This is a genomic window from Pantoea sp. Fr-CA_6, from assembly GCF_024520895.1.
GTDB lineage: Bacteria > Pseudomonadota > Gammaproteobacteria > Enterobacterales > Enterobacteriaceae > Pantoea > Pantoea agglomerans.
This window is the reverse complement of record NZ_JALNPO010000001.1, coordinates 323,960-347,325: the sequence shown is the minus strand read 5'-3', so window position 1 is coordinate 347,325 and position 23,366 is coordinate 323,960. Positions and strand designations below refer to the sequence as shown.

26 protein-coding genes are annotated in these 23,366 nt (G+C 56.0%); 8 read left to right on the top strand and 18 right to left on the bottom strand.

The genetic code is table 11. The features are described 5' to 3' along the window. Positions 1–107 precede the first annotated feature (107 nt). Both NR201_RS01630 and NR201_RS01625 read left to right on the top strand, forming a co-directional pair. Positions 108–722 (top strand): TetR/AcrR family transcriptional regulator, encoded by a 615-nt coding sequence (locus NR201_RS01630; protein ID WP_022625720.1) that lies wholly within the window; start codon positions 108–110, stop codon positions 720–722. A gap of 145 nt (positions 723–867) precedes the next feature. Beyond that, positions 868–1,008, top strand: coding sequence for a hypothetical protein (locus tag NR201_RS01625; RefSeq protein ID WP_223563798.1), 141 nt, complete (start codon positions 868–870; stop codon positions 1,006–1,008). Positions 1,009–1,262: 254 nt separating this feature from the next. Here the strand turns inward: NR201_RS01625 and NR201_RS01620 are convergent, their stop codons facing one another. The 4 genes from NR201_RS01620 to NR201_RS01605 form a co-directional block, all read right to left on the bottom strand. Continuing rightward, entirely contained in the window at positions 1,263–1,535 is a 273-nt protein-coding gene (locus NR201_RS01620) for a hypothetical protein (protein ID WP_187493079.1), read from the bottom strand. A 443-nt stretch (positions 1,536–1,978) separates the two neighbouring features. After that, positions 1,979–2,209 (bottom strand): YgdI/YgdR family lipoprotein, encoded by a 231-nt coding sequence (locus NR201_RS01615; protein ID WP_010245445.1) that lies wholly within the window; start codon positions 2,207–2,209, stop codon positions 1,979–1,981. 15 nt (positions 2,210–2,224) lie between these two features. Next, entirely contained in the window at positions 2,225–2,458 is a 234-nt protein-coding gene (locus tag NR201_RS01610; protein WP_039391948.1) for a YgdI/YgdR family lipoprotein, read from the bottom strand. A gap of 367 nt (positions 2,459–2,825) precedes the next feature. Continuing rightward, complete coding sequence (locus NR201_RS01605; RefSeq protein ID WP_003848989.1) at positions 2,826–3,029, bottom strand: hypothetical protein; 204 nt, start codon at positions 3,027–3,029, stop codon at positions 2,826–2,828. 189 nt (positions 3,030–3,218) lie between these two features. Between NR201_RS01605 and NR201_RS01600 the strand changes: the two genes are divergently transcribed. The 4 genes from NR201_RS01600 to pdxY all read left to right on the top strand — a co-directional run bounded on the left by NR201_RS01600 (position 3,219) and on the right by pdxY (position 6,548). Then, complete coding sequence (locus NR201_RS01600) at positions 3,219–3,533, top strand: MliC family protein (RefSeq protein ID WP_010245432.1); 315 nt, start codon at positions 3,219–3,221, stop codon at positions 3,531–3,533. A gap of 25 nt (positions 3,534–3,558) precedes the next feature. Continuing rightward, positions 3,559–4,215 (top strand): pyridoxamine 5'-phosphate oxidase, encoded by a 657-nt coding sequence (gene pdxH / locus NR201_RS01595; RefSeq protein WP_010245431.1) that lies wholly within the window; start codon positions 3,559–3,561, stop codon positions 4,213–4,215. A 140-nt stretch (positions 4,216–4,355) separates the two neighbouring features. Further along, positions 4,356–5,630, top strand: coding sequence for a tyrosine--tRNA ligase (gene tyrS, locus NR201_RS01590; protein WP_010245429.1), 1,275 nt, complete (start codon positions 4,356–4,358; stop codon positions 5,628–5,630). Between the two features lie 57 nt (positions 5,631–5,687). After that, the gene (pdxY, locus tag NR201_RS01585; RefSeq protein WP_010245428.1) at positions 5,688–6,548 is read left to right on the top strand and encodes a pyridoxal kinase PdxY; all 861 of its coding nucleotides are present in this window, start codon (positions 5,688–5,690) and stop codon (positions 6,546–6,548) included. A gap of 32 nt (positions 6,549–6,580) precedes the next feature. On the opposite strand, the gene gstA is transcribed toward pdxY, so the two are convergent. Further along, complete coding sequence (gene gstA / locus NR201_RS01580; protein WP_256849300.1) at positions 6,581–7,186, bottom strand: glutathione transferase GstA; 606 nt, start codon at positions 7,184–7,186, stop codon at positions 6,581–6,583. 151 nt (positions 7,187–7,337) lie between these two features. Next, positions 7,338–8,834: a dipeptide/tripeptide permease DtpA gene (gene dtpA / locus NR201_RS01575; RefSeq protein WP_010670070.1), complete on the bottom strand. Its 1,497-nt coding sequence runs from the start codon at positions 8,832–8,834 to the stop codon at positions 7,338–7,340. A 669-nt stretch (positions 8,835–9,503) separates the two neighbouring features. Here dtpA and NR201_RS01570 point away from each other — a divergent pair. Beyond that, entirely contained in the window at positions 9,504–10,199 is a 696-nt protein-coding gene (locus tag NR201_RS01570) for a CTP synthase (protein WP_256849299.1), read from the top strand. A gap of 39 nt (positions 10,200–10,238) precedes the next feature. Here the strand turns inward: NR201_RS01570 and NR201_RS01565 are convergent, their stop codons facing one another. From NR201_RS01565 to ydgT, 12 genes are all read right to left on the bottom strand, one after another. After that, positions 10,239–11,582, bottom strand: coding sequence for an enolase C-terminal domain-like protein (locus NR201_RS01565; protein ID WP_022625715.1), 1,344 nt, complete (start codon positions 11,580–11,582; stop codon positions 10,239–10,241). Continuing rightward, positions 11,560–12,903: an MFS transporter gene (locus NR201_RS01560; protein ID WP_256849298.1), complete on the bottom strand. Its 1,344-nt coding sequence runs from the start codon at positions 12,901–12,903 to the stop codon at positions 11,560–11,562. Before NR201_RS01560 ends, NR201_RS01565 begins: the two co-directional genes overlap by 23 nt. 256 nt (positions 12,904–13,159) lie before the next feature. Then, positions 13,160–13,879, bottom strand: a complete 720-nt coding sequence (locus tag NR201_RS01555; RefSeq protein WP_256849297.1) for an HPP family protein — start codon at positions 13,877–13,879, stop codon at positions 13,160–13,162. Between the two features lie 207 nt (positions 13,880–14,086). Beyond that, on the bottom strand, positions 14,087–14,719 hold the full coding sequence (nth, locus tag NR201_RS01550) for an endonuclease III (protein ID WP_010245402.1): 633 nt from the start codon (positions 14,717–14,719) through the stop codon (positions 14,087–14,089). After that, positions 14,716–15,420 (bottom strand): electron transport complex subunit E, encoded by a 705-nt coding sequence (locus tag NR201_RS01545; RefSeq protein WP_010245400.1) that lies wholly within the window; start codon positions 15,418–15,420, stop codon positions 14,716–14,718. Before NR201_RS01545 ends, nth begins: the two co-directional genes overlap by 4 nt. Next, on the bottom strand, positions 15,413–16,045 hold the full coding sequence (gene rsxG / locus NR201_RS01540) for an electron transport complex subunit RsxG (RefSeq protein WP_010670075.1): 633 nt from the start codon (positions 16,043–16,045) through the stop codon (positions 15,413–15,415). Before rsxG ends, NR201_RS01545 begins: the two co-directional genes overlap by 8 nt. 3 nt (positions 16,046–16,048) lie before the next feature. Beyond that, complete coding sequence (rsxD, locus tag NR201_RS01535) at positions 16,049–17,107, bottom strand: electron transport complex subunit RsxD (protein WP_010670076.1); 1,059 nt, start codon at positions 17,105–17,107, stop codon at positions 16,049–16,051. After that, positions 17,108–19,672, bottom strand: coding sequence for an electron transport complex subunit RsxC (gene rsxC / locus NR201_RS01530; protein WP_256849296.1), 2,565 nt, complete (start codon positions 19,670–19,672; stop codon positions 17,108–17,110). It lies immediately after the preceding gene. Beyond that, positions 19,665–20,243 (bottom strand): electron transport complex subunit RsxB, encoded by a 579-nt coding sequence (gene rsxB / locus NR201_RS01525; protein WP_010245386.1) that lies wholly within the window; start codon positions 20,241–20,243, stop codon positions 19,665–19,667. Before rsxB ends, rsxC begins: the two co-directional genes overlap by 8 nt. Then, positions 20,243–20,824, bottom strand: a complete 582-nt coding sequence (gene rsxA, locus NR201_RS01520; protein WP_003853423.1) for an electron transport complex subunit RsxA — start codon at positions 20,822–20,824, stop codon at positions 20,243–20,245. Before rsxA ends, rsxB begins: the two co-directional genes overlap by 1 nt. A 123-nt stretch (positions 20,825–20,947) precedes the next feature. After that, positions 20,948–21,391 carry a DUF2569 domain-containing protein gene (locus tag NR201_RS01515; protein ID WP_010245382.1) on the bottom strand — a complete coding sequence of 148 codons (444 nt, stop codon included), beginning with the start codon at positions 21,389–21,391 and terminating at the stop codon, positions 20,948–20,950. Between the two features lie 110 nt (positions 21,392–21,501). Beyond that, entirely contained in the window at positions 21,502–21,717 is a 216-nt protein-coding gene (gene ydgT / locus NR201_RS01510) for a transcription modulator YdgT (RefSeq protein ID WP_003853427.1), read from the bottom strand. 687 nt (positions 21,718–22,404) lie between these two features. Here ydgT and ytfQ point away from each other — a divergent pair. Then, positions 22,405–23,361 (top strand): galactofuranose ABC transporter, galactofuranose-binding protein YtfQ, encoded by a 957-nt coding sequence (gene ytfQ / locus NR201_RS01505; protein WP_010245380.1) that lies wholly within the window; start codon positions 22,405–22,407, stop codon positions 23,359–23,361. Positions 23,362–23,366: the final 5 nt, after the last annotated feature.

Below are 23,366 nucleotides of genomic sequence, written 5' to 3'. Positions count from 1 at the left end.
AACGGGCCGTCTGCGCGTGACGGGTGACGGGCGGCCTGGCTTGTTACCCGCGCCTGGGATAGAATCGCCATTGATTTTGACAGCAACACACCCCCAGGCCGGTAACAATGACCACGACAGCCACAACGTATAAAAACAAAGAGCGGGGACGCCCCAGAGAGTTCGGGATCGAACAGGCTCTGGATCACGCCATGATCGTTTTCCGGCAGAAAGGGTATCACGCGGCCTCAATGAACGATCTGGGTGAGGCGATGCATCTCTCCGCAGGCAGCATCTATAAGGCGTTTAAAGATAAGCGCTCGCTCTTCCTGCTGGTATTCGAACGCTATCTGTTGCTGAGAAATAGTGAGTTGCACCGTCGTCTGGCACCCTGTGCCAGCGGGCGGGGGAAAATAACCGAGCTACTGCAGTTCTACCTGGATTCGGCACGTGCCACAGAAGGGCGTTGCGGCTGTCTGGTCGTCGCCAGCGCGATTGCGCTGCAGACGATGGATCAGCCACTCGCGCAGCGCATTGATGAGGTCGTTCAGCGTAATCAACGCTTCCTGGTCTCGCTGCTGGAGCTGGGGCAACAGGATGGATCTATCGATAACACGCTGGACAGCGAGGCAGCAGCCGGTTTAATTCTCTGTATTGCTTTTGGATTGCGGGTGGCAGGTAAGGTCAGCGATGTGACTAACGAAGAAAAGACGCTGGCGCTGGCATTGAAAGTACTGGGGTAACCAGGCAAGGCTGCTCAATCAGTAAACAGACTTCCCGGACCGGGGCTTCCAGACAGAGAAATTCTGCACTCTCCTTTCCCCTCATCTGATTATGTGCCAGGCTTTCACGCTTTATCCTGTAGCGAAGAAAATTAAGGCGCGTTTCGTGAAAACTTCAATCTTACTGACACTCGTGGCAGCCATTGGCTGTTCTGTTTTTGCTGCCCGTGGTGGGTTTGAAACCACTACAGCGAAACATCCAAAAACGCTGCAGGTGACTGAAAACGGGGAGCCGCTGACGCGCTGACCGTGACGGCAGGTGGAGAGAAGCCGACGAAGGCCGGTTAATGGCCAGATGGCAGGCCGATGAGTGCAGAGCAATAGCACTCATCAATCTGCGTGGAAGCCGTTTCAGGCGGACGCAGGAGCCGGGTGCAGAGCGTTGCAATGTACGTTCTGGCCGACATGCACTATTCCACTGCCACGCTGTCCCAGCGTCTCTGGCGGTGAGGCCGGGCGCGCGCCCGGCACCCAAAATAAACAGCAATGACCCGCACATAACTAACGATAATCTTTAAGGGAAACCGGTGCCTGTCCGGTCTCGACCAGCCAGTTTAATTCGGCACGGTCGCGCGTTGAGGATTCGATAAAACCTTTGAGCCAGTTGCGCGCATCGGCAATCTGCGTGACCCGCTCATCGTTGCGCTCCTGTTCGGCCATGTCGCTCAACTGGCGAATCAGTGCTACCAGCGTAATCTCCTGTTCGTCAAACGCCAGATTAATTGCAGCTTCACCAAGAATCATATGACCCGTTGTTTTGTCGTGATAAACCATCTGCACCCTCCTGATTAAGTAGCGATATAAAGAGTCTAGTTAAAGGCGCTCTGGACTAAAAGGTGGGAAACAGCAGGGCGCTATGATTAAAATTTACCAAAAATAAAGTGAACCTTTAATCGAGGCGGTAAACCACTCATATCAAAGCATAAAAACAGGCTGAGTTTTTTCGTCAGAAATAAACTGAGCTATTATGCTGGTTAAAAAAGCTGGAAGTTGCCGGAAATTCAGATAAGGGCGGAACGGCGCATTTCGTTATCAGATTATTATCTGCACCACTATCCGCACGGTTGCCTGCCATATTATGGCCACGCCGCAGCGGATATTTCTGATTTATAAACCACCGGGGAATAAAACCAGGACTGTGCACCACTTCGTGCCAGGCGCAGGCAAAAATAAAGCCGCCCATGGGCGGCTTTATTCATCGGGCAACAGCGATCGGATTATTTCTTCGGTACTTCAGAGACCGCTTTAACGTCCGCTTTATTAATCTGCTGCTTCACGCCATTTGCATCGGTATAAGCCAGCAGGCCGGCATCCGATTCAGAAGGCTTGCCATCACTAATAATGGTACGTCCATCGTTAGTCTGAATCGCATAACTGGTACGGGTGCAGCCGGTTAATACGGTCATACCAATCAATGCGGCGAGAGGTAAAATCAGCGCTTTTTTCATCTTATTCACCTTATATTAGTTGTCGAGTTCACTCATATTACTGATCTCATTACGATTGATCTGCTCAGTTTTTCCTGTCTGAGCATCGCGGTAAGAAACCAGACCAGTATCTGAATCAATCTGCGGTTTGCCATCGGTGACAATCGTGCGGCCATCGGTGGTCTTAATCGACTGGTTTGAGGCACAACCTGCCAGCGTACCTAAAGTGAGAGCCAGCAACGCGACGGCTGACAGGGATTTCATTTTCATTTTTTCTGCTCCATGAAGTATATCCGAACGTTTACAGCATAGTCGGCTTTATCAGGTTTGCTGGCCCTGTCGCGTCTCGCTGCCTGTTTTTTAAACAAAACCGGAGTGTGTGGTGCTGATTAGGGGGGATGACGGCGTGAAATAGCATTTATTGCAAATGTACCCCGCCGTTCTGTGCCATTTCAGCAGAGGATGCGCTGTATCAAAATAAGATCGATGCTGATGCGGGAAATAAGCACGGCAGCCAGAGCGGATATTTCCGTAAAAGCCAGAATAGCGGTGCGGAAATAGTCAGCATGTGGGTGAATGTCTGGCGGGATTCACGGGTCCGATACCCTGAAGGCTATCGGAACCGTGGAGAAGGGGATCAGAGGATGGAGTCTTCGCCCGCTTTGGCGGCCGCTTTTTCTGCTTTCATGGCGCTGACCGGGTCTGATGCGCTCAGCCAGCGGTCAAATTTCTGGTAGGTGTCAATAAAGGTTTTAAAGTAGCTGCTGGCGATGGTGGCATTCTCTTTGTGGTTCATAAACGCCACTGCCAGCTTAAATGCATCTTCGTTATCAAATTTCATGTTTGTCTTCCTCGCTTAAGATCTATAGAGCGTAGCCTGAGAACGCGGCCTGTGCATTCAGACAACCGTCTGAAAAGGCGCAATAATTCAGCCTGACTGACAGCATCTGCCAGATTGGCGTGGATTCCCACTTACTTCGCGCCCAATCCTTCTTATAATGCCAGCTTCACTCTTGAAGGAGACCCGCTTATGTTGAAAGGATTAACCGTTGCCGCGGTGCTACTGCTGTCAGGCTGTAGCCTGATGCATAAACAGCCGCCGTCGCCGCAGACCCTGCACTATCGCTGCGGAACCATGCCCCTGACCGTGACGCTGGACGAGGCGCAGCAGCAGGTCAGTTTCATCATGGATGGGCAGCCTCTGACGCTGAAGCAGACGGTATCCGCTTCCGGCGCACGCTACAGCGATAACACCTATGTGTTCTGGTCCAAAGGAAACGGCGCATTTATCGAACGTAACGATAAAATTGTCGTGAATGATTGTGAGCTGCAACCTGCCAGCTGACTTGTTATCTGAATAGGCGAGCATTATGAGCGACAGCGAAACGCTACACACCATTGCCCATCTGCGGCGTGAATATACCCGCGGTGGATTGCGTCGTAAGGATCTGCCGGACGATCCGATCGCGCTATTTGAACAGTGGCTAAGCCAGGCCTGCGAGGCAAAACTGCCCGATCCTACCGCCATGACCGTGGCAACCGTGGATGAGCAGGGCCAGCCATGGCAGCGTATCGTGCTGCTGAAGCACTACGATGCGCAGGGCATGGTGTTTTACACCAACCTCGGCAGCCGTAAGGCGCTGCAGCTGGCGCACAATCCGCGCATCTCTCTGCACTTCCCGTGGCACTATCTGGAGCGTCAGGTGATGGTGCTGGGTGAAGTGGAAAAACTGTCGCCCCTCGAGGTGCTGAAATATTTCCACAGTCGTCCGCGCGACAGTCAGATTGGTGCCTGGGTGTCGAAGCAGTCAAGCCGTATTTCGGCACGCGGTATTCTGGAAGGAAAGTTCCTGGAGCTTAAACAGAAGTTCCAGCAGGGCGAAGTGCCGCTGCCCAGCTTCTGGGGTGGCTACCGGGTGAAATTTCACACGATGGAGTTCTGGCAGGGTGGCGAACATCGTCTGCACGATCGTTTCATCTATCAGCGCGATCACGACGGCTGGAAAATCGACCGTCTGGCACCCTGAATCTGCACGATTCGCCCCTATCAGCGCTGGCACAGAAAGCGTCAGCGCTTTATGCTATAGCCCTGATTTTTTTCGATTCCGCAACTCAGCGGAAAGCTGTGTACCAGCATAGGTGCAGTCTGATCAATTTGGAGTCAGTAATGACCAGCAGTAACCTGATACAACAATTGCAGGAGAGGGGCCTAATCGCCCAGGTGACGGATGAAGACGCGTTAACAGAGAAACTGGCGCAGGGGCCAATTTCGCTCTATTGCGGCTTTGACCCCACTGCTGACAGCTTGCATTTGGGCCATCTGGTACCGCTGCTCTGCCTGAAGCGTTTTCAGGATGCCGGCCACAAGCCGGTGGCGCTGGTCGGTGGTGCAACCGGCCTGATTGGTGACCCGAGCTTCAAAGCCGCAGAGCGTAAACTTAATACCAGTGAAACCGTCAACGAATGGGTTGAAAAGATCCGCCAGCAGGTGGCGCCATTCCTCGACTTCGATTGCGGCAGCAACAGCGCCATCGCCGCCAACAACTACGACTGGTTTGGCGGCATGAACGTGCTGACCTTCCTGCGTGATATCGGCAAGCACTTCTCTGTTAACCAGATGATCAACAAAGAAGCGGTGAAGCAGCGTCTGAACCGCGACGATCAGGGCATCTCCTTTACCGAGTTCTCCTATAATCTGCTGCAGGGCTATGACTTCGCCTGTCTGAACGAGCTGCACGGTGTGTCGCTGCAGATTGGCGGTTCTGATCAGTGGGGCAACATCACCTCCGGTATCGATCTGACCCGTCGTCTGCATCAGAATCAGGTCTTTGGCCTGACCGTTCCGCTGATCACCAAGTCTGACGGCACCAAATTCGGTAAAACCGAAGGCGGCGCAGTCTGGCTGGATGCGAAGAAAACCAGCCCGTACAAGTTCTATCAGTTCTGGATCAACACCGCAGATGCTGACGTCTATCGCTTCCTGAAGTTCTTCACCTTCCTGAGCATGGAAGAGATCAACGCGCTGGAAGAAGAAGATAAAAACAGCGGTACCGCGCCACGTGCGCAGTACGTGCTGGCTGAGCAGGTGACGCGTCTGGTGCATGGCGAAGCCGGTCTGTCGGCGGCGAAACGCATTACTGCCAGCCTCTTCTCCGGATCCGTCAGCGAAATGACCGAAGCCGATTTTGAACAGCTGGCGCAGGATGGTATGCCAACTATCGTGCTGGGCGCTGACGATGATCTGCAGCAGGCGCTGGTGAAAGCAGAGCTGGTGCCGTCCCGTGGCCAGGCGCGCACCATGATCGGCTCCAATGCCGTTTCACTGAACGGTGAAAAGCAGTCCGATGCGGAGTACCGCTTCAGCGACAGTGACAAACTGTTTAACCGCTATACGCTGCTGCGTCGCGGCAAGAAACATTACTGCCTGATTAACTGGCAGTAAGATTTCAGGGCCGGTTTCCGGCCCTTTTTTTATGGCAAGGCAGGACAGGGCAAACAAGTGAAAAATATTTTAGCGATTCAGTCGCACGTTGTTTTTGGTCACGCCGGTAACGCGGCGGCTGAGTTTCCGATGCGCCGTATGGGCGCAAACGTCTGGCCGCTGAATACCGTGCAGTTTTCCAACCATACACAATATGGCCACTGGACCGGCACGGTGATGCCTGCAACGCATTTAACCGACATTGTTAAAGGCATTGCTGACATCGACCGCCTGAAGACCTGTGACGCGGTCCTGAGCGGATATCTGGGCTCGGCAGAGCAGGGCGAGCAGATTCTGCAGATTGTCCGTCAGGTCAAAGCGGCCAACCCGAATGCCTGGTACTTCTGCGATCCGGTCATGGGCCATCCGGAGAAAGGCTGCATCGTAGCACCGGGTGTGGCGGAGTTTCACTGTAAAATGGCGATGCCTGCCAGCGACATTATCGCCCCGAACCTGCTTGAACTGGAGATGCTGAGCGAGCGCACCGTCACGGACGTCGACGCGGCGGTAGACGCTGCGCGGGCACTGATTGCCCAGGGACCACGCGTGGTGCTGGTGAAGCATCTGGCGCGTGCGGGTCGTCGCAGCGATCGCTTTGAAATGTTGCTGGTAACGGCTGAAGATGCCTGGCACATCAGCCGTCCGCTGGTCGATTTCGGTGTCCGTCAGCCGGTCGGCGTGGGCGATCTCACCAGCGGTCTGCTGCTGGTGAATCTGCTGCACGGCAAATCATTGCAGGATGCGCTGGAGCATGTCACCGCAGCGGTGTACGAGGTGATGCTGAAAACCCATCAGATGGGCGAATATGAACTGCAGCTGGTGGCGGCACAGGATGCCATCGCCACGCCGACGCAGCACTTCGCGGCAGAAAAACTGTAACGCATCAGGGCCGGATAACCGGCCCTGTTGACTCAGGCTAAGCCTTCCGCTTTAAGCGCCGCCTGCACCGCAGGACGTTCCGCGACACGATCAAACCACGCGCCCAGCGCCGTAAAGCCGGATAATTCCAGTCCCAGCGCTTTTGCCCAGCGCGTCACCACAAACAGATAGGCATCCGCCACGCTGAAATGCAGCCCCATCAGCCACTGTTTGTCGCGCAGTGACTCATCGACATAGCGGAATTTTGCTTCCAGCTGGCTGCGGGTCTGCGCTTTCACCTCATCGGAGTAACCGGGGCGAAACAGTGGCCCAAAGCTTTTATGCAGCTCACTGCCGATGTAGCTGAGCCACTCCACGGTGTGATAACGCGTCAGGCTGCCAACCGGTGCCAGCAGATGGCGATCGGGCTTCAGATCCGCCAGGTACTGAACAATGGCGATGCCTTCTGTCAGCACAGAACCGTCGCTGAGCTGCAGCGCGGGCACCTGGCCTTTAGGATTGATTTGGCGGAAGTCATCGCCCCGTTCAGTGATTTTTGTGGCCAGATCAACACTCACCTGAGTGAAGTCGAGTCCGCATTCACGCATAACAATATGGGGTGAGAGAGAGCAGGCACCCGCTTTGCAAAACAGTTTCATGACCAGGTACTCCTTGTTGCAATGGGATCCTTGCATAGTAAAGAGTCAAAGCGGGATTACCAGTGACAAAGATCAGGGATCTGCGAAGGGTGTTGCGGCAAGCCATAAAAAAAGCCGGGCAGAGCCCGGCTTAGCTGAAGTGCAGCGTGAATTACGCCTGCCCGTTATTTTTTTTCGCGTCAGGATCCTGCGCCATGCGGTTCAGCATCGGCGCCGTAATCAGCATCAGCAGGGCGATCACCGCCGTCACGATACCAATCTGCTGGAATACGCGGCTGTAAGTCGCCAGCGAAATCAGTGGATCGGTGACGTTTTCCGGCACGGCCATCAGGTTTGCCACTTTACCGGCAATCACCGCCGCGCCAGCGGTAGTCAGGAACCAGGAACCCATGATAAAGCCCATCAGACGCTGAGGCACCAGCTGTGCCACCATCGCCAGGCCGAGGCCAGAGATCATCAGCTCACCGATACTCTGCAGCGCATAGCTCAGGATCAGCCAGTTAACGGAAACGATACCGGCATCGCTGGCGAACTTCGCACCCACCGGCAGCACCAGGAACGCAGCGGAGCAGAGCACCATACCAAAGGCAAACTTGTGCGGCATCGGCAGTTTATCGCCCAGCTTGTTATAGAGCGCCGCCAGCAGCGGACTGGCCAGCATAATCCAGAACGGGTTCAGCGCCTGGAACTGCTCGGGGGCAAAAGTAATGCCGAGAATGGTGTGCTCAACGTTGCGGATAGCAAAGAAGTTGAGTGACGTTGGCATCTGCATATAAAGCACGAAGAACAGAATCGCTTCGACCATCAGCAGGAAGGCAACAATCATCTTACGACGTGCCGCACCCTGCAGTGCAAAGGCCTCTTTGGCAAACACCAGCACGATACCCAGGGCAATCACCGCCAGCACCAGTCGTGCGATAGACTGGTGATGCAGCATCCAGTTGGCCAGTGCGATCAGTACGACGATGCCGACCAGCGTCATCAGCAGTTTTCCGATCTGCAACGGAGCGAAATCGGGTTTAGAACCGTAATCCTTAACCATGCGTTTGCAGAACAGGAAGTTAAACAGGGTGATGATCAGACCGATAACGCACAGTGAGAAGGCTACGCTATAACCATATTTCGCCGCTAACCACGGTGTCAGCATCATTGAGAAGAGTGAACCGATGTTGATCGACATATAGAACATGGTGAAAGCGCCGTCGAGACGCGGATCATCTTTGTCATAGCAGGTAGAGAGCAGCGAAGAGGGGTTTGCCTTAAACAGGCCGCTACCCACCGCGATGGTCGCCATACCGATGTAGACAATGCTGACGTTATGACCGGAGAACGCCACCAGCGCATAGCCCAGCGCCAGCACCAGGACACCCAGTACGATGACGCGTTTGGTACCCAGCACCTTATCACCGAGCCAGCCGCCAATCGCGACCAGGCCATACACCAGCGCACTGAATGAAGAGAACAGGGTAATGGAGTCTGATTCAGACAATCCCAGTTGCTTCACCAGGTAAACCGCCATAATGGCCTGCAGGCCATAGAAGCCAAAACGTTCCCATAACTCAATCGAGAAGATTAAGTAGAACGCCTTCGGCTGTTTAAACGCATTGAGACTGACAGCCTCATCAGTGTGTTTGTTTGCAGTTGACACATGTACCTCAGTTTTTTCATACCCTGTTTCGGGACAGGAATTAAGTCCGCGTCATGTGAGTTTTCCATGCGCAAGATTGTTATTAGAAGGGAAAAGCGGCGACTAATTTGGCTGATTACGGGCGGCAGGGCAAGAATTTTCTGACAACCCGCCCGACCCTGGAATGTTGGGTTAAAAAACTTATAGCAAACTGTTAATTGGTTTTTAATTTTGAGTGTAGGGAAAATAGCAGCGCATAAGCGCTGGATAAGCGCCTAGCACTGGAGAGTATTAACATTAACTGCTAATGCGTGATTAACCAGATAAATAGTTTGCTGAATGATAATCAGGCAGCACTAACGGCAGGTTGCTGATTAATTCACAGTCAATCTGCCGAATTATCGGACATTACACGCCTGGCATTGCCGCAAAAACCGTCAAATGATGATCCTGTGCACAAACAGATGATTTATTTCAGAAAGGAAAAAAAGAAACCGGTTGCGTCGTCTCGTCTGACGCGGGAGCTGAGGGGGCTCGCAGGCGCAGGCAAGATAAAAATCAGCTCAGCCTGCCGGTGAAAAGCCGCCCGTGCGTGTTAAAAAACGTATCGCGATAATCCGCTTTCAGCTCGCCCTCGACAGAAAATTAACATTACTGTAACCTCTCAATTTCCCCGAGAAGGATCTGTTTATGTCGTCCCCCCTGCGTTTATCTCTGGTTGGTGACTACCGCGCCGATGCGGTTGCCCATCAGGCTATCCCCCTTGCTATTGAACGTGCTGCCCGCTGGCTGAATATCACCGCTGAAGCGGAGTGGATCGCCACTGACCGACTGGATGAGTCAGAACTGCAACTCAGCGACGCCGTCTGGGTGGTGCCCGGTAGCCCCTATCGAAATGATGCCGGCGTGTTTGACACACTCCGCTGGGTGCGTGAAACCGGAAAGCCTTTTCTTGGCTCCTGCGGTGGATTCCAGTATGCGCTGATCGAATATGCGCGCAACGTACTGGGCTGGCAGGATGCCAGTCATGCCGAGACAGACACCGAGGGAAGGATGGTGATTGCCCCGCTGAGCTGCTCGCTGGTGGAAAAGCGCGGCGCGGTGAGGTTCGGACCCGGGTCACGCATTGCCAGAGCCTATGGCGCGCTGGAGAGTGATGAAGGTTATCACTGTAACTTTGGTGTTAACCCGGAATTCAGTGCAGCGCTGGGCGATAATACGCTGCGCATTACTGCCTGGGACAACGCGGGCGATGTGCGTGGCGTCGAGCTACCGGATCACCCATTCTATGTCGCCACGCTGTTTCAGTCGGAACGCGCCGCACTGCAGGACAAAGATTCTCCGCTGGTGATTGCCTGGATGCAGGCGGCGCTGGCGCAACGCTAAACGCGATCGCCCTGTGACACTGTCACAGGGCGATGCTCGTCAGCGCAGCATGGCCGGGCGTTTTGCGTTAAAGGACCAGTTATCGATCAGAAACTGCATGCCCAGCGCATCGTTTCGGTTTTTATCCGGTAGCGAGTTGTAGAGTGCATGTGCCGCTTCAACCCGTTCCATATTCAGGGTAATCCCCAGCCCTGGCCCCTCTGGCAGTTCCAGATAGCCATCCCGAATCTGCGGCGCATGCTGCGTCAGCTGCTGCCCATCCTGCCAGATCCAGTGGGTATCAAAGGCGGTCAGGCGATCACCGGGTGCGGCTGCCCCCAGATGCGCCACCATCGCCAGCGACACGTCAAAGTGGTTGTTTGAGTGGCAGCCGGTGGTCAGGCCCCACTCATGGCAGAGCTGCGCCACGGTGTGTGCGTTACGCATCGTCCAGAAGTGTGGGTCGGCCAGGGGAATGTCGATGGCATTGAGCTGCAGCGCATGCTGCAACTGTCGCCAGTCATTGGCGATCATATTCGTGGCAACCGGAATGCCGGTGGCCCGCCTGAATTCTGCCAGCGTTTCCCGACCGGAATAGCCATGCTCCGCGCCGCAGGGATCTTCCAGATAGGGAATGCGGCCCGCCAGCTGTTTGCCATAATAAATGGCCTCATCCAGCGACCAGCTGGCGTTAGGATCAACCGTTACCCGCGCCTGCGGGAAGCGCGCCAGCAGGGCATTGACCGTCTCCACTTCCACTTCGCCGTGATGGACTCCGCCCTTGAGTTTGAAATCGCGGAAACCATAGCGATCCGCTGCCGCCTCCGCCAGCCGCACCACGCCTTCCGCGTCCATCGCTTTCTCATGACGCAGTTGCAGCCAGGCATCACCACCCGCGTGGCCCGCCTGATAGTTCATGCTGGTCAGGTTACGGTCGGCGATATAGAACAGATAGCCGAGGACCGGCACCCGATCGCGCTGCTTGCCGCTGGCAAGTAACTCGGCCACCGGCAGATTCAGGTGCTGACCCAGCAGATCAAGCAGCGCCGCTTCAATCGCCGCGGTGGCGTTGTAAAACTTCTCCGGGTTCATCTGCGGAATATGAATGTCGTCGGTATGCGCGGTCTGCTGGTGTCGCGCGTCGCTGGCAAACAGCGTGGCGATGGTGGCATTCAGCCGCAGGAGTTCGCTGCCCTCAATCTGCGGACGAAAGCGCTCAAGCAGCGCCAGCGTTGAAGCGTGACAGGGACTTTCGCCGACGCCGGTACGGCCAGCCGAGTCAGTCAGGATCACCAGGATACGGGTAAAGTAGCAGTTGTGTGCGCCGCCAATGTTCAGCAGCATGCTGTCATATCCGGCGACCGGCACTACCCGCATTGTTTTAATGACTGGACTGTCTGACATGTTGATTCTCCATAGGATCAAGGGAAGGCGGGGATGGCTTGCGGCGCAGCAGCAGCCACAGCCCGGTCAGCAGCGAGACGCTGGTCAGGGCATAGAGACCGCCGGTAGTGGAGCCGGTCTTCATCTCCAGATAGCCAAACACCGTCGGTGCGAAGAAGCCGCCAAGGTTGCCAACGGAATTCACGAGCGCAATTCCCGGCGCAACAATCGAGGCGGGCAGCTCTCCCTGTGGCATCGGCCAGAAAAAGGTCGCGCTGACTTTCGAGCCGATACAGGCCACGATCATCGCCAGGAAGCCAAACCACGGGGAACCCAGCGTGGCCATAAAGGTACCGCAGGCCGCGACCAGCATGGCGACACCCAGCGCTTTATCGAGCTTGTCGCGGTGGCGGTCTGAAAAGCGGCTCAGCAGATTAATAGCAATAATGGCGCACAGCCAGGGCACGGCGGTGAGAATGCCGATGCCAAAACTGCTGAAGCCCTGAATGCGCTGAATAATCTGCGGCAGCCAGAACACCAGCGTATAGCCGGTCATGGTCATAGTGAAAAAGATCGCGCAGAAGAACAGCAGGCTGCGATTACGTAGCAGCGACATTTTGCCTGGCTCGCGGTTAAGCTCGTCACGCTGCGTCTCTTCATTCTGCAGCTGCTGTACCAGCGCCTGTTTCTCCGCGGCACTCAGCCAGCGCGCCTCGCCAGGTCGTGACACCAGCACCCAGGCGGCGAGAATGCCGACCAGCACCGACGCACCGCCTTCGAGAAACATCACCCACTTCCAGCCAGCAATCCCCAGGAAATTGTGCATCATCAGAATCGCGCCGGTGATGGGGCCGGAGAAGAGAAAGGCACCAGCGGTGGCACTCAGCACCATCGCGGTGGCGCGGCCGCGCCAGGCATTGGGCACCCACTGACGGAAATAGAACAGCACGCCAGGAAAGAAGCCTGCTTCCGCTACGCCAAGTAAAAAACGCAGCAGGTAAAACTGGATCGGTGAGGTGACGAAACCGGTCAGGACCACCACCAGTCCCCAGGTTATCATGATGCGCGTCAGCCAGACGCGGGCGCCGAAGCGCTTCATCATCAGGTTGCTCGGCACCTCAAACAGCGCATAGCCGATAAAAAAGAGGCCCGCGCCCAGCCCAAAGGCCGCCGCGCTGATCCCGGCATCGGTTCGCAACTCCGCTTTGATAAAGCCAATATTGGCGCGGTCTATCTGGTTAATAATCAGCATCACCACCAGCATCGGGATGATATGGGTGAAGAACTTTTTGATGGCGGAGACGATCAGCTCATCGTGCTGCGGGGACAAGGCGCTATCCATCGGTCTTCCTCGTGAGAAACGTAAAGAAGAGCAAAGTGTAGGGCGCTGAATAAGCCAGCTCTATGGGCATCCGCCCAGGAGACGATGGGCGTACGGCCTGGACGGTTGTGTTATCAATATGTTACGGAGTGGCGTGGGCGAAGCGGCAGAGTAAAACTGTGGCAGCGATCAACTTCTCAGGACCAGGGTTCAGGGGAGACCTGAATGCCAGAAGTCGCGCCGACAATGAAAGATGGCCAGTGCGGGCAGACAGGTTTCAGCCACTGAACTGACGGCGCTGGGCAATCTCTTCAGCACGCAGCAGCAGCGCCTGCAAATCATCCTCGTCAATATCCAGCAGTTCACCGTCCTGCAAAGCCTGATGCAGATCGGCGCGCGTCAGCGGGACCGGCATGGCTACCGGATCGGGTTTAACTTCTTCCGGGGCCAGCGGATGCGGATAGCGGCGACCGGCAAGATTATTAAACAGCAGAGCCAGCAGGGCCAGGGTCAGTGAATTGAGCAGGATCGGCGTCAGGACAAAGTGATATCCAAGCTGCTGCACCGAAGGGCCGCCCAGAATAGCGGTCAGCGCAACGGCACCGCCGGGCGGATGCAGACAGCGCAACTGGAACATTAACAGGATCGCCACACAGGCTGCGACGCCGCAGGCAAGGGCAGGATCCGGGATCAGCTGGCTGACGGTAACGCCCGCCAGCGCTGACAGGCTGTTGCCGCCGACGATTGCCCACGGCTGAGCCAGCGGACTGGCGGGCAGACCAAAGAGTAAAACCGCCGAGGCACCGACCGGCGCGACAAACCACAGGTTCAGTTCGCCCAGCACCCAGTGGCTCAGCAGGCTGGTCAGGATCAAGCCGATACCGGCGCCCAGTCCGGCGATCGCCACATGCTTTTTACTCACTGCCAGCGGATGTGGCCAGAGGCGCGCCAGAAACAGGCGCAGAGGATGGCTTCCGGCAGAAGCGCTTTTGTTCATTACTTTGCTCACTGTGTCATAACATTTTCTTATCGTCAGGGGCGGCGATTCTCCATCATCAACATCAATGTAACAACCCGACAAACTGTACCGTTATTCGTACGAACAGGGAGAGCAGCGAAAAGGGGGATCGGGCAGGAGACGCGTTGGCAGCGGTGATCGCCGGATAATAAAAAACCCGCCGCAGCGGGTCTTTCATCAGTGCAATCACTCGACTTTGTCGGGATACTCGCAGAGATCTTCAATCAGGCAGGAGCCACAGCGGGGTTTACGCGCCACGCAGGTGTAGCGACCGTGCAGAATCAGCCAGTGATGGCAATCAACCTTATACGCCGCCGGAACCACCTTCAGCAGCTTCTGCTCCACCTCTTCCACATTCTTACCCGGCGCAAATTTCGTCCGGTTGCTGACGCGAAAAATATGGGTATCGACGGCAATCGTCGGCCAGCCAAAGGCGGTGTTGAGCACCACATTGGCGGTTTTACGGCCGACACCGGGCAGGGCTTCCAGTGCCGCACGATCTTCCGGCACTTCGCCGTTGTGCTGCTCAAGCAGAATGCGGCAGGTTTTAATCACATTTTCCGCTTTGCTGTTAAACAGGCCGATGGTTTTAATGTATTCCTTCACGCCATCCACACCCAGCGCCAGCATCGCGGCAGGCGTATTGGCCACCGGATAGAGCTTTGCGGTGGCTTTGTTCACGCTGACATCGGTCGCCTGCGCCGAGAGCAGCACCGCGATCAGCAACTCAAACGGCGTGCTGAAGTTGAGTTCGGTGGTCGGATGCGGATTATTCTGCTGCAGCCGACGGAGAATTTCGGTGCGTTTGGTCTGATTCACACCGGTTTCCCGACAGCGTCCTGAGGCGGCGCGGTTTCGGCCGCCTGAGCACGCAGTGCTGCCCGCTGTTTCATCTTCTGATCGATCAGATATTTTCCGGCCAGCATCATGCCCAGGCCGATAAAGGCGCCTGGCGGCAGCATCGCCAGCAGCATTGGCGAGTCGAAATGGACCACTTCGATACGCAGCGACTTCGCCCAGGGACCGAGCAGCTGGTCGGCACCGTTAAACAGCGTGCCACTGCCGATAATTTCGCGCAGCGATCCCAGCACCACCATGGCGCAGGTCGCGCCCATGCCGATGGCGAAGCCATCCAGCGCGGCAAGCGGGATGCTGCTTTTAGAGGCGACGGCTTCAGCACGGCCAACCACGATGCAGTTGGTCACGATCAGCGGGATAAAAATCCCCAGCGACTGATAAAGACCATAGGCATAGGCGTTGATCAGCATCTGTACGCAGCTCACCACCGAGGCGATGATCATCACATAAATCGGGATACGGATTTCCGATGGCACCCAGCGGCGCGAGGCGGAAATAAAACTGTTGGTCAGGGTCAGCACCAGCGTGGTCGCCAGACCTAAACCCAGCGCGTTGGTGGCGGTTGCCGTGACCGCCAGCAGCGGACAGAGGCCCAGCAGCTGCACCAGCGCTGAGTTGTTCTTCCATAATCCACCGACCAGCAGGCTTTTAGCTTCACTCATTTGCGTCTCCACATACCGGTAACGAAGAGAGTCTCTCCGGAAGCGTTTTCATTAACAGCGCGGTGCGTTTGGTTGCATTGACCACCGCGCGTGGGGTAATGGTGGCACCGGTGAACTGATCGAATTCACCGCCATCTTTCTTAACCGCAAAAGCTTTATCCGCCGGACCATGAACCACTTTGCCATTAAAGCTGTTGATCCAGTCAGAGATACGCAGTTCGATCTTATCCCCCAGACCGGGCGTTTCGTGGTGTTCAATCACCCGCACGCCCAATACTTTACCCTGGAAATCGGCACCGACCAGCATCTGTATCGCACCAGAATAGCCGTCAGGTGCAGTCGTCTCCAGCGCAGCCGCGACCGGCTGGCCACCTTTACGCGCCAGGAAGAGATGGTGCGGCGCACTGTTGCCCAGCGCTGCATCCGTGACAACGTAACAGTCCTGCTGGATGTTGTTGTCATAAAGCTCAACAGGCACCACCTGGTCCAGCAGGTTTTTCTGCTGCAACAGGGTCTGATGTTCCACCGTCGGCCTGGTTACAGTATTTACCACTGCCGTGGCGGCGGTGGTGATCGCGGCAAAAATCGCCAGCGTTACCCCATTTTTGCGAATCGTCTCCAGCATCGCTTAATCCTTCTGATGGCCGTAAACGCGCGGCTGGGTGTAGTAATCGATGAGCGGCACACAGATGTTCGCCAGCAGCACAGCAAACGCTACGCCATCGGGATAACCGCCAAAGCTGCGGATCAGCCAGACCAGCAGTCCAATCAGCGCGCCATACACCAGGCGGCCACGGTTGGTGGTTGAAGCGGTCACCGGATCGGTGGCAATAAAGAACGCACCCAGCATGGTGGCACCGGAGAAAAGATGAATCAGCGGGCTGTTCAGCGATTCTGGTGAAAAGAACCAGCCCAGCGTCGCGCAGAAGGCCAGTGAAAGCAGCATGGCGGCAGGGACATGCCAGCGGATAGCATTTTTCCACAGCAGGAACAGGCCGCCGGCCAGATAACCCACGTTAACCCACTGCCAGCCGAGCCCCGCCAGCACGCCGCTGTAAATCGGCTGCGCCAGCAGATGTTCAGCACTGTGACCCGCGCGTAAACCAGTTTTAAACGTATCAAGCGGCGTCGCCTGGCTGATGCCATCGACACCCATCTGTAGCTGCTGCATGGTTTCACCCGCCAGCGTGTGGCCCTGGAACACCATGCTCAGGCTGTCCATCAGCCCGGGTTTGATCGCCTGAAGCGTATCGGGCGGCAACCAGCTGGTCATCTGCACCGGGAAGGAGATGAGCAGGACCACATAGCCGACCATCGCCGGGTTAAACGGATTCTGGCCCAGTCCGCCATAGAGCTGCTTCGCAATGACGACAGCAAACAGGGTACCGATCACCACCAGCCACCACGGCGCCAGCGGCGGCAGGCTGATACCGATCAGGACGGCGGTCAGCAGCGCCGAGTTATCTGCCAGCGTGCTGGCAACGGGCGCTTTGCGCAGTCGCAGAATCGCTGCCTCTGTCAGCCAGGCGGTCAGCGTCGCCAGTAAGACCTGTAAAAAGGTGCCGTAGCCAAAGAAATAACACTGTGCAGCAAAACCTGGCACCGCGGCCAGCACCACCAGCAGCATGATATTGCCGGTGCTGCGGCGATTATGGGTGTAAGGAGAACTTGCGATACGAAAAGCCATTTAATCCTCAAGCGTCGTAGACGACTGCGCTTTACGCGCTTTGGCACGGGCGATGGCGGCAGCAATAGCGGCCTTGCGCGCATCATCGGGTTGATTCAGTTCAGGTGCCTGTTCAGGTTCTGCATTGGCGTTGTTTGCCTGCTCCTGGGCCTGCTCCGCTTTATCCACCGCAAAATGCGCGGCGGTGGCCAGTGCTGCGGCATCACGTGAAGCGGCATCCGCCTCACTTTCCGCCTGAGCGGCTTTCTTCGCTTTGGCGCGGGCGATGGCGGCCTGAACCGCGGCTTTACGCGGATCGGTCTCAGCGGCGGCGTCCGGCGCGGCTTCTGCAACGGTGTCGGTTGCGGCCTGTGGTGCCTCGGCGTTTTCAGCCTGTGCGGCTTTCTTCGCTTTGGCGCGGGCGATAGCGGCCTGAACCGCGGCTTTACGCGGATCGGTCTCAGCGGCGGCGTCTGTCGCGGCTTCTGCAGTTTTGTCGCCTGCGGCCTTTGGTGCCTCGGCGCCTTCAGCCTGTGCGGCTTTCTTCGCTTTGGCACGGGCGATGGCGGCCTGAACCGCGGCTTTACGCGGATCGGTCTCAGCGGCAGCGTCTGGCACGGCTTCTGCAGCGCTGTCGCCTGCGGCCTGTGGTGCCTCGGCGTTTTCAGCCTGTGCGGCTTTCTTCGCTTTGGCGCGGGCGATAGCGGCCTGAACCGCGGCTTTACGCGGATCGCTTTCAGCGGCGGCGTCTGCAGCGCTGTCGTCTGCGGCCTGCGGTGCCTCGGTGCCTTCAGCCTGAGCGGCTTTCTTCGCTTTGGCGCGGGCAATGGCGGCTTCTACTGCCGATTTACGCGGATCGACACTGGCCTCAGCCTGGTTATCCGCCGCCTCAACCGGCACTGTTTTCTTCGCTTTCGCCCGGGCAATAGCCGCTTCAACCGCCGCTTTACGCGGATCGACGGTCTGACGCGTCACCGGCTGGGTTTCAGCCTGCGCCTCGGCCTGACGCAGACGCGCCTGCGCATGGCGGGCTTCACGCTGGGCTTCAAGCGTTGCCTCATCCGGTTCGGCCGTCTGGCGGGCTTTCACCCGCGCTTTGGCCGCAGCCAGTTCGCTGGTATCGGTGCGGGCAACGCGTTGTTTCGCCTCTTCATGACGCGCTTCACGAGCCTGCTTTTCACGCTCCAGTCGCGCCTGACGGGCTTCGAAGCGTGCTTTGGCTTCCAGCGTGCGTTTCGCTTCCAGATCGATGGCGCGCAGTTCCGCTTTTTCCTGACGGTAATATTGCACCAGCGGAATATTGCTCGGGCAGACATAGGCGCAGGCACCACATTCGATGCAGTCATCAATATGGTGAGCGCGCGCTTTATCGTGATCGCCGCCCTGGCTGTACCAGTAAAGCTGCTGCGGCAGCAGTTTGGCCGGACAGGCATCGGCACAGGCTGAACAGCGAATGCAGGACTGCTCTTCGTCGTTGTTGCCCATTTCACTGGCAGATGGAGCCAGAATACAGTTGGTGATCTTCACCACCGGCACATCCAGCGATGGCAGAGTAAAGCCCATCAGCGGACCGCCCATGATCACCATCTGACGCGGCGCAGGCGTGAACCCGACATGGTGCAACAGATGGCTGATCGGGGTGCCGAGACGACTCCAGACGTTACGCGGCTGGGCGATCGCCTCGCCGGTCAGCGTCACAACGCGTTCGGTGATCGGTTCACCATTAATAATGGCCCGCTTAACCGCCCAGGCGGTGCCGACGTTCTGCATCAGCACGCCGATATCGGAGGAACGCCCGCCGTGCGGCACTTCCTTCCCGGTCAGGATGCGGGTCAGCTGCTTGGCACCGCCGGAGGGATATTTGGTCGGGATGACCCGGATGTGCAGATCGCGCTCGCTACCCAGCGCCTGCTTCAGTGCGGCAATGGCTTCAGGCTTGTTATCTTCAATGCCAATCAGCACCTGTTCAGCCTGTAACACCCAGGCGAGAATACGGCTGCCTTCCAGGACTTCGGCAGCGTAGTCCTGCATCAGACGATCGTCAGCGGTGATATAAGGCTCACACTCCGCCGCGTTAATAATCAGGGTTTTAACCCCGCGCAGGCCGCCCTTCAGTTTGGTGGCGGTGGGAAAACCCGCGCCGCCGAGACCGGCGATGCCGGCGTCGTGAATACGCTGAACAATGTCGGCGCGCGGATGCTGCCGGTAGTCAGGCAGCGGATCCAGCGGCATCCAGCGGTCGTCGCCATCTGGCGTCAGGAAAATGCAAAGCTCAGAGAGACCTGAAGGGTGCGCGGTCATATGCTGACCGATATCTTCAATCACGCCGGAGGTGGGCGCATGGACTGGCAGCATGCGGCCAGTGCCAAATGTCAGAGGCTGACCACGCAGCACTTTGTCGCCAGGCGCAACGCAGATCTCACCTTCATGTCCGATATGCTGTTTCAGCGGGATAATAAAACGGTGCGGCAACGGCAGTTCGGAGAGCGGCGTGCCGTTGGACTGGGTTTTCATTTCTGGCGGATGAATACCACCCTGAAAATCCCAGACCTTCTCTTTTTTCAGGAAGTTAAACAGATTAAGCATGAGTTTCTACCGGGATCACCCGTACAGGAATGGTATTTAAATCCCACTTCCAGTTAGCTGGCGTGGTGGCAACCGGACGCATTTCAATACAGTCAGTCGGGCAGGGCGCGACACAGAGATCGCAGCCGGTGCAGACATCGCTCAGCACGGTGTGCATGGCGCGGGTTGCCCCGACAATCGCATCCACCGGACAAGCCTGAATACATTTGGTGCAGCCAATGCAGTTGGCTTCATCAATAAACGCCACGGTCCGCACCGGCTCTTTCGCCGTTTCATCGCCATCAATCGGCTGCGGTTCAACGTTAAGCAGGGCTGCCAGCTTGAGCATGGTCTGCTCACCACCTGGCGCGCATTTATTGATCGCTTCACCATTGTTACCGACCGCATCCGCATAGGGGCGACAGCCCGGATAGCCACACTGACCGCACTGGCTCTGCGGCAGAATGGCATCAATCTGCTCAACGATAGGATCTTCTTCGACCTCAAAGCGGCGCGAGGCGTAACCCAGCAGCGCGCCGAACACCAGGCTCAGCGCACTTAATACGGCAACAGCAATCCAGATCGCGGTCATCAGAATTTCACCAGACCGCTGAAGCCCATAAACGCCAGCGCCATCAGGCCCGCGGTAATCAGGGCGATGGAGTTGCCTTTAAACGGGGCAGGAACATTAGCCAGCACCAGCCGCTCGCGCATACCGGCGAACAGCACCATCACCAGCGAGAAGCCGATAGAGGCACTGAAACCATACAGCGCGGCCTGCATAAAGGTGTGGTTAAGGTTGACGCTCAGCAGAGGTACGCCCAGCACCGCACAGTTGGTGGTGATCAGCGGCAGAAAGATACCCAGCAGACGATAGAGCGACGGGCTGGTTTTACGCACCACCATTTCGGTGAACTGCACCACGACGGCGATCACCAGGATATAGGCCATGGTACGCAGATAGACCAGATCCAGCGGCAGCAGGATCAGATGGTTGACCAGCCATGCGCAGATCGAGGCCAGGGTAATGACGAATGTCGTGGCGAGGCCCATGCCAATCGCCGTTTCCAGTTTTTTGGAAACGCCCATAAAAGGACACAGGCCGAGAAACTTCACTAAGACGAAGTTATTCACCAGCACGGTGCCAACAAAGAGAAGCAGATAATCGGTCATTTTTTCGCCTGGGAGCCAGAAAGCGGCTTATTATCATTGATAGCGCGGCGTATCTCAACACCTGCGCCATCCGCTGAGCGGCAGACCGCACTCAGAATTAAATTCCTGACATAACTCACAGCGTTATGGCGCGATAAAGGTCGTTTTTACCCGTTTTGAGCGTTTGAAGTAGGGCGCAAACACCGCAGCGGCCAGCAGCGACAGCAGTAATGTCTGGAGGGCACGGCTATCGGTAACCGGCGTAAAGGCAAAGGTTTTCAGCGCCAGCAGCACGGTAATCAGCAGCCAGAGCAGGTAGTGACGCGGCAGGCGGCGGGAGCGCTTAAAGAACAGCCAGCTGATCCAGAGACTATAAGCCCAGACCGCCACGGCGGTGAGCAGGGAAATAGCCCAGTAAGAGAAGAGTGTGCTGCCGTGAGAAAACAGCGCCACACGCCATTCCGGATTAAACAGTGGTGTCAGATACATCGCCAGCACCAGAACGGTGGTTAACAGGGTCATTATCAGCCAGGCCAGCGGCAGCAAAAGCCAGCCACCAATACGCGGCGCAGCAACCTGTTCATTCATCGTGGTTATTCCTGTCTCGGGGAGTCGAAGCGCAGCAGAATAACATGTCCAGAGGGGCACGCCCATCCGGACAAGATCAGCGGGATAAACAGCGATAAATCAGCCGAAAATCAGACCACGTAGCGCCACACCGTTTTAGGGACACAGCCGAGATCATATAACCGTCCGCCAGAGACCAATTCAGCACGTCGGTGATCGGCAGCCCGGTACATATTGATGATTTCCAGATCATTCGTCAGGGAGTAATTAAGATGATCGAAAAGCTTTTCCAGACTGTCTGAATTATTTACTTTGCGGAATTTAAGCAGGTAATCGTGCGCAGTCATCATTGCCATAACAGATAGAAGTAACAAAGGAGTGCTCAGTATAGGGGGCAAGCTTATGCTGTCCAGATCATGCGGCTTAAAAAAGGCGAAAATCAGATAAAAGCACCTTATTAGTCATTAAAACTCCATATCTGGCTTTTTTACTATTGTCTGAGCCAGCAACTCAGCGTCTCTATCTTAAACACCTCACTAACTTATTACGGACAGAGCCGGCATAAAGCGTTTAAAAGCAGAGGTTAAATATTATTTTTTTTCTTATTCAGCGCTGACAATGCATTAGTGGCTTCTTTCTCACCCTTTTAGCCCAAAAAAATTAACCATTCTGCACTTAGTGCCAGAGAAACGTTTCGCCCCTGACTCAGGCCAGCGATCTACTGTGCGGACTATCACAAATCCCATTTTTTGTTCATCGCAGGCCGGATAACCCGTTTTGTACGCCTGGCTGTAATCGTTTCCAGTGGCAGTAAGCATAAGCGATTCTGTTTATTACAATTATTTAACGAGCAGATTTTTTCTACTCAGCCGTTTTATCCATAACTCCCTCGTCAGCCAAACCGTGTGACTACACGTAACCCCTTTAAATTGCTCTGTTTTGTGAAGTGTGTCGCCATTATGCACGCTTTTTTAGTCCAGTCTAAGCAGGCTCTCTACCCTAAACAGCAAACGCCTTTCAGAGGATTAAAAACTATGTGGAAACGTTTACTTCTGACCACGCTGGTCAGCGCCGCGTTAACCGGCCCGGTACTCGCTGCAGATATGACGGTCGGCTTCTCGCAGGTAGGTTCGGAATCTGGCTGGCGTTCGGCGGAAACCAACGTAGCGAAAAGCGAAGCCAAAAAACGCGGAATCACCCTGAAAATCGCCGACGGACAGCAGAAACAAGAGAATCAGATCAAGGCGGTACGTTCGTTCATCGCTCAGGGCGTTGATGCCATCTTCATCGCACCGGTGGTGCAGACCGGCTGGGAGCCGGTACTGGAAGAAGCCAAAGATGCCAAAATCCCGGTTTACCTGCTGGACCGCGCCATTGTGGTAAAAGACAAATCGCTCTATCAGGCGGTGGTGACGGCTGACAACGTGCTGGAAGGCAAGCTGATTGGCGACTGGCTGGTGAAAACCGTGGGCGACAAGCAGTGTAACGTGGTGGAGCTGCAGGGCACGGTGGGTGCCAGCGTAGCAATCGATCGTAAGAAAGGCTTTGCTGAAGCGATCAGCAACCATCCAAACATTAAAGTGATCCGCTCGCAGTCGGGTGACTTTACCCGCAGTAAGGGTAAAGAGGTGATGGAGAGCTTTATCAAGGCGGAGAACAACGGCAAAAACATCTGCATGGTTTACGCGCATAACGATGATATGGCGATCGGTGCCATTCAGGCGATTAAAGAAGCTGGCCTGAAACCGGGCAAAGATATTCTGACCGGCTCGATTGATGGTGTACCGGATATCTATAAAGCGATGCTGGCGGGTGAGGCTAACGCCAACGTGGAGCTGACGCCAAACATGGCTGGCCCGGCGTTTGATGCGCTGGAAAAATTCAAGAAAGATGGCACGCTGCCGCCAAAAGTCATCAAGACCGAATCTAAGCTGTTCCTGCCTGCCGACGCGCAGAAGGAGCTGGATACCAAAAAAGGCATGGGTTACTGATTCAC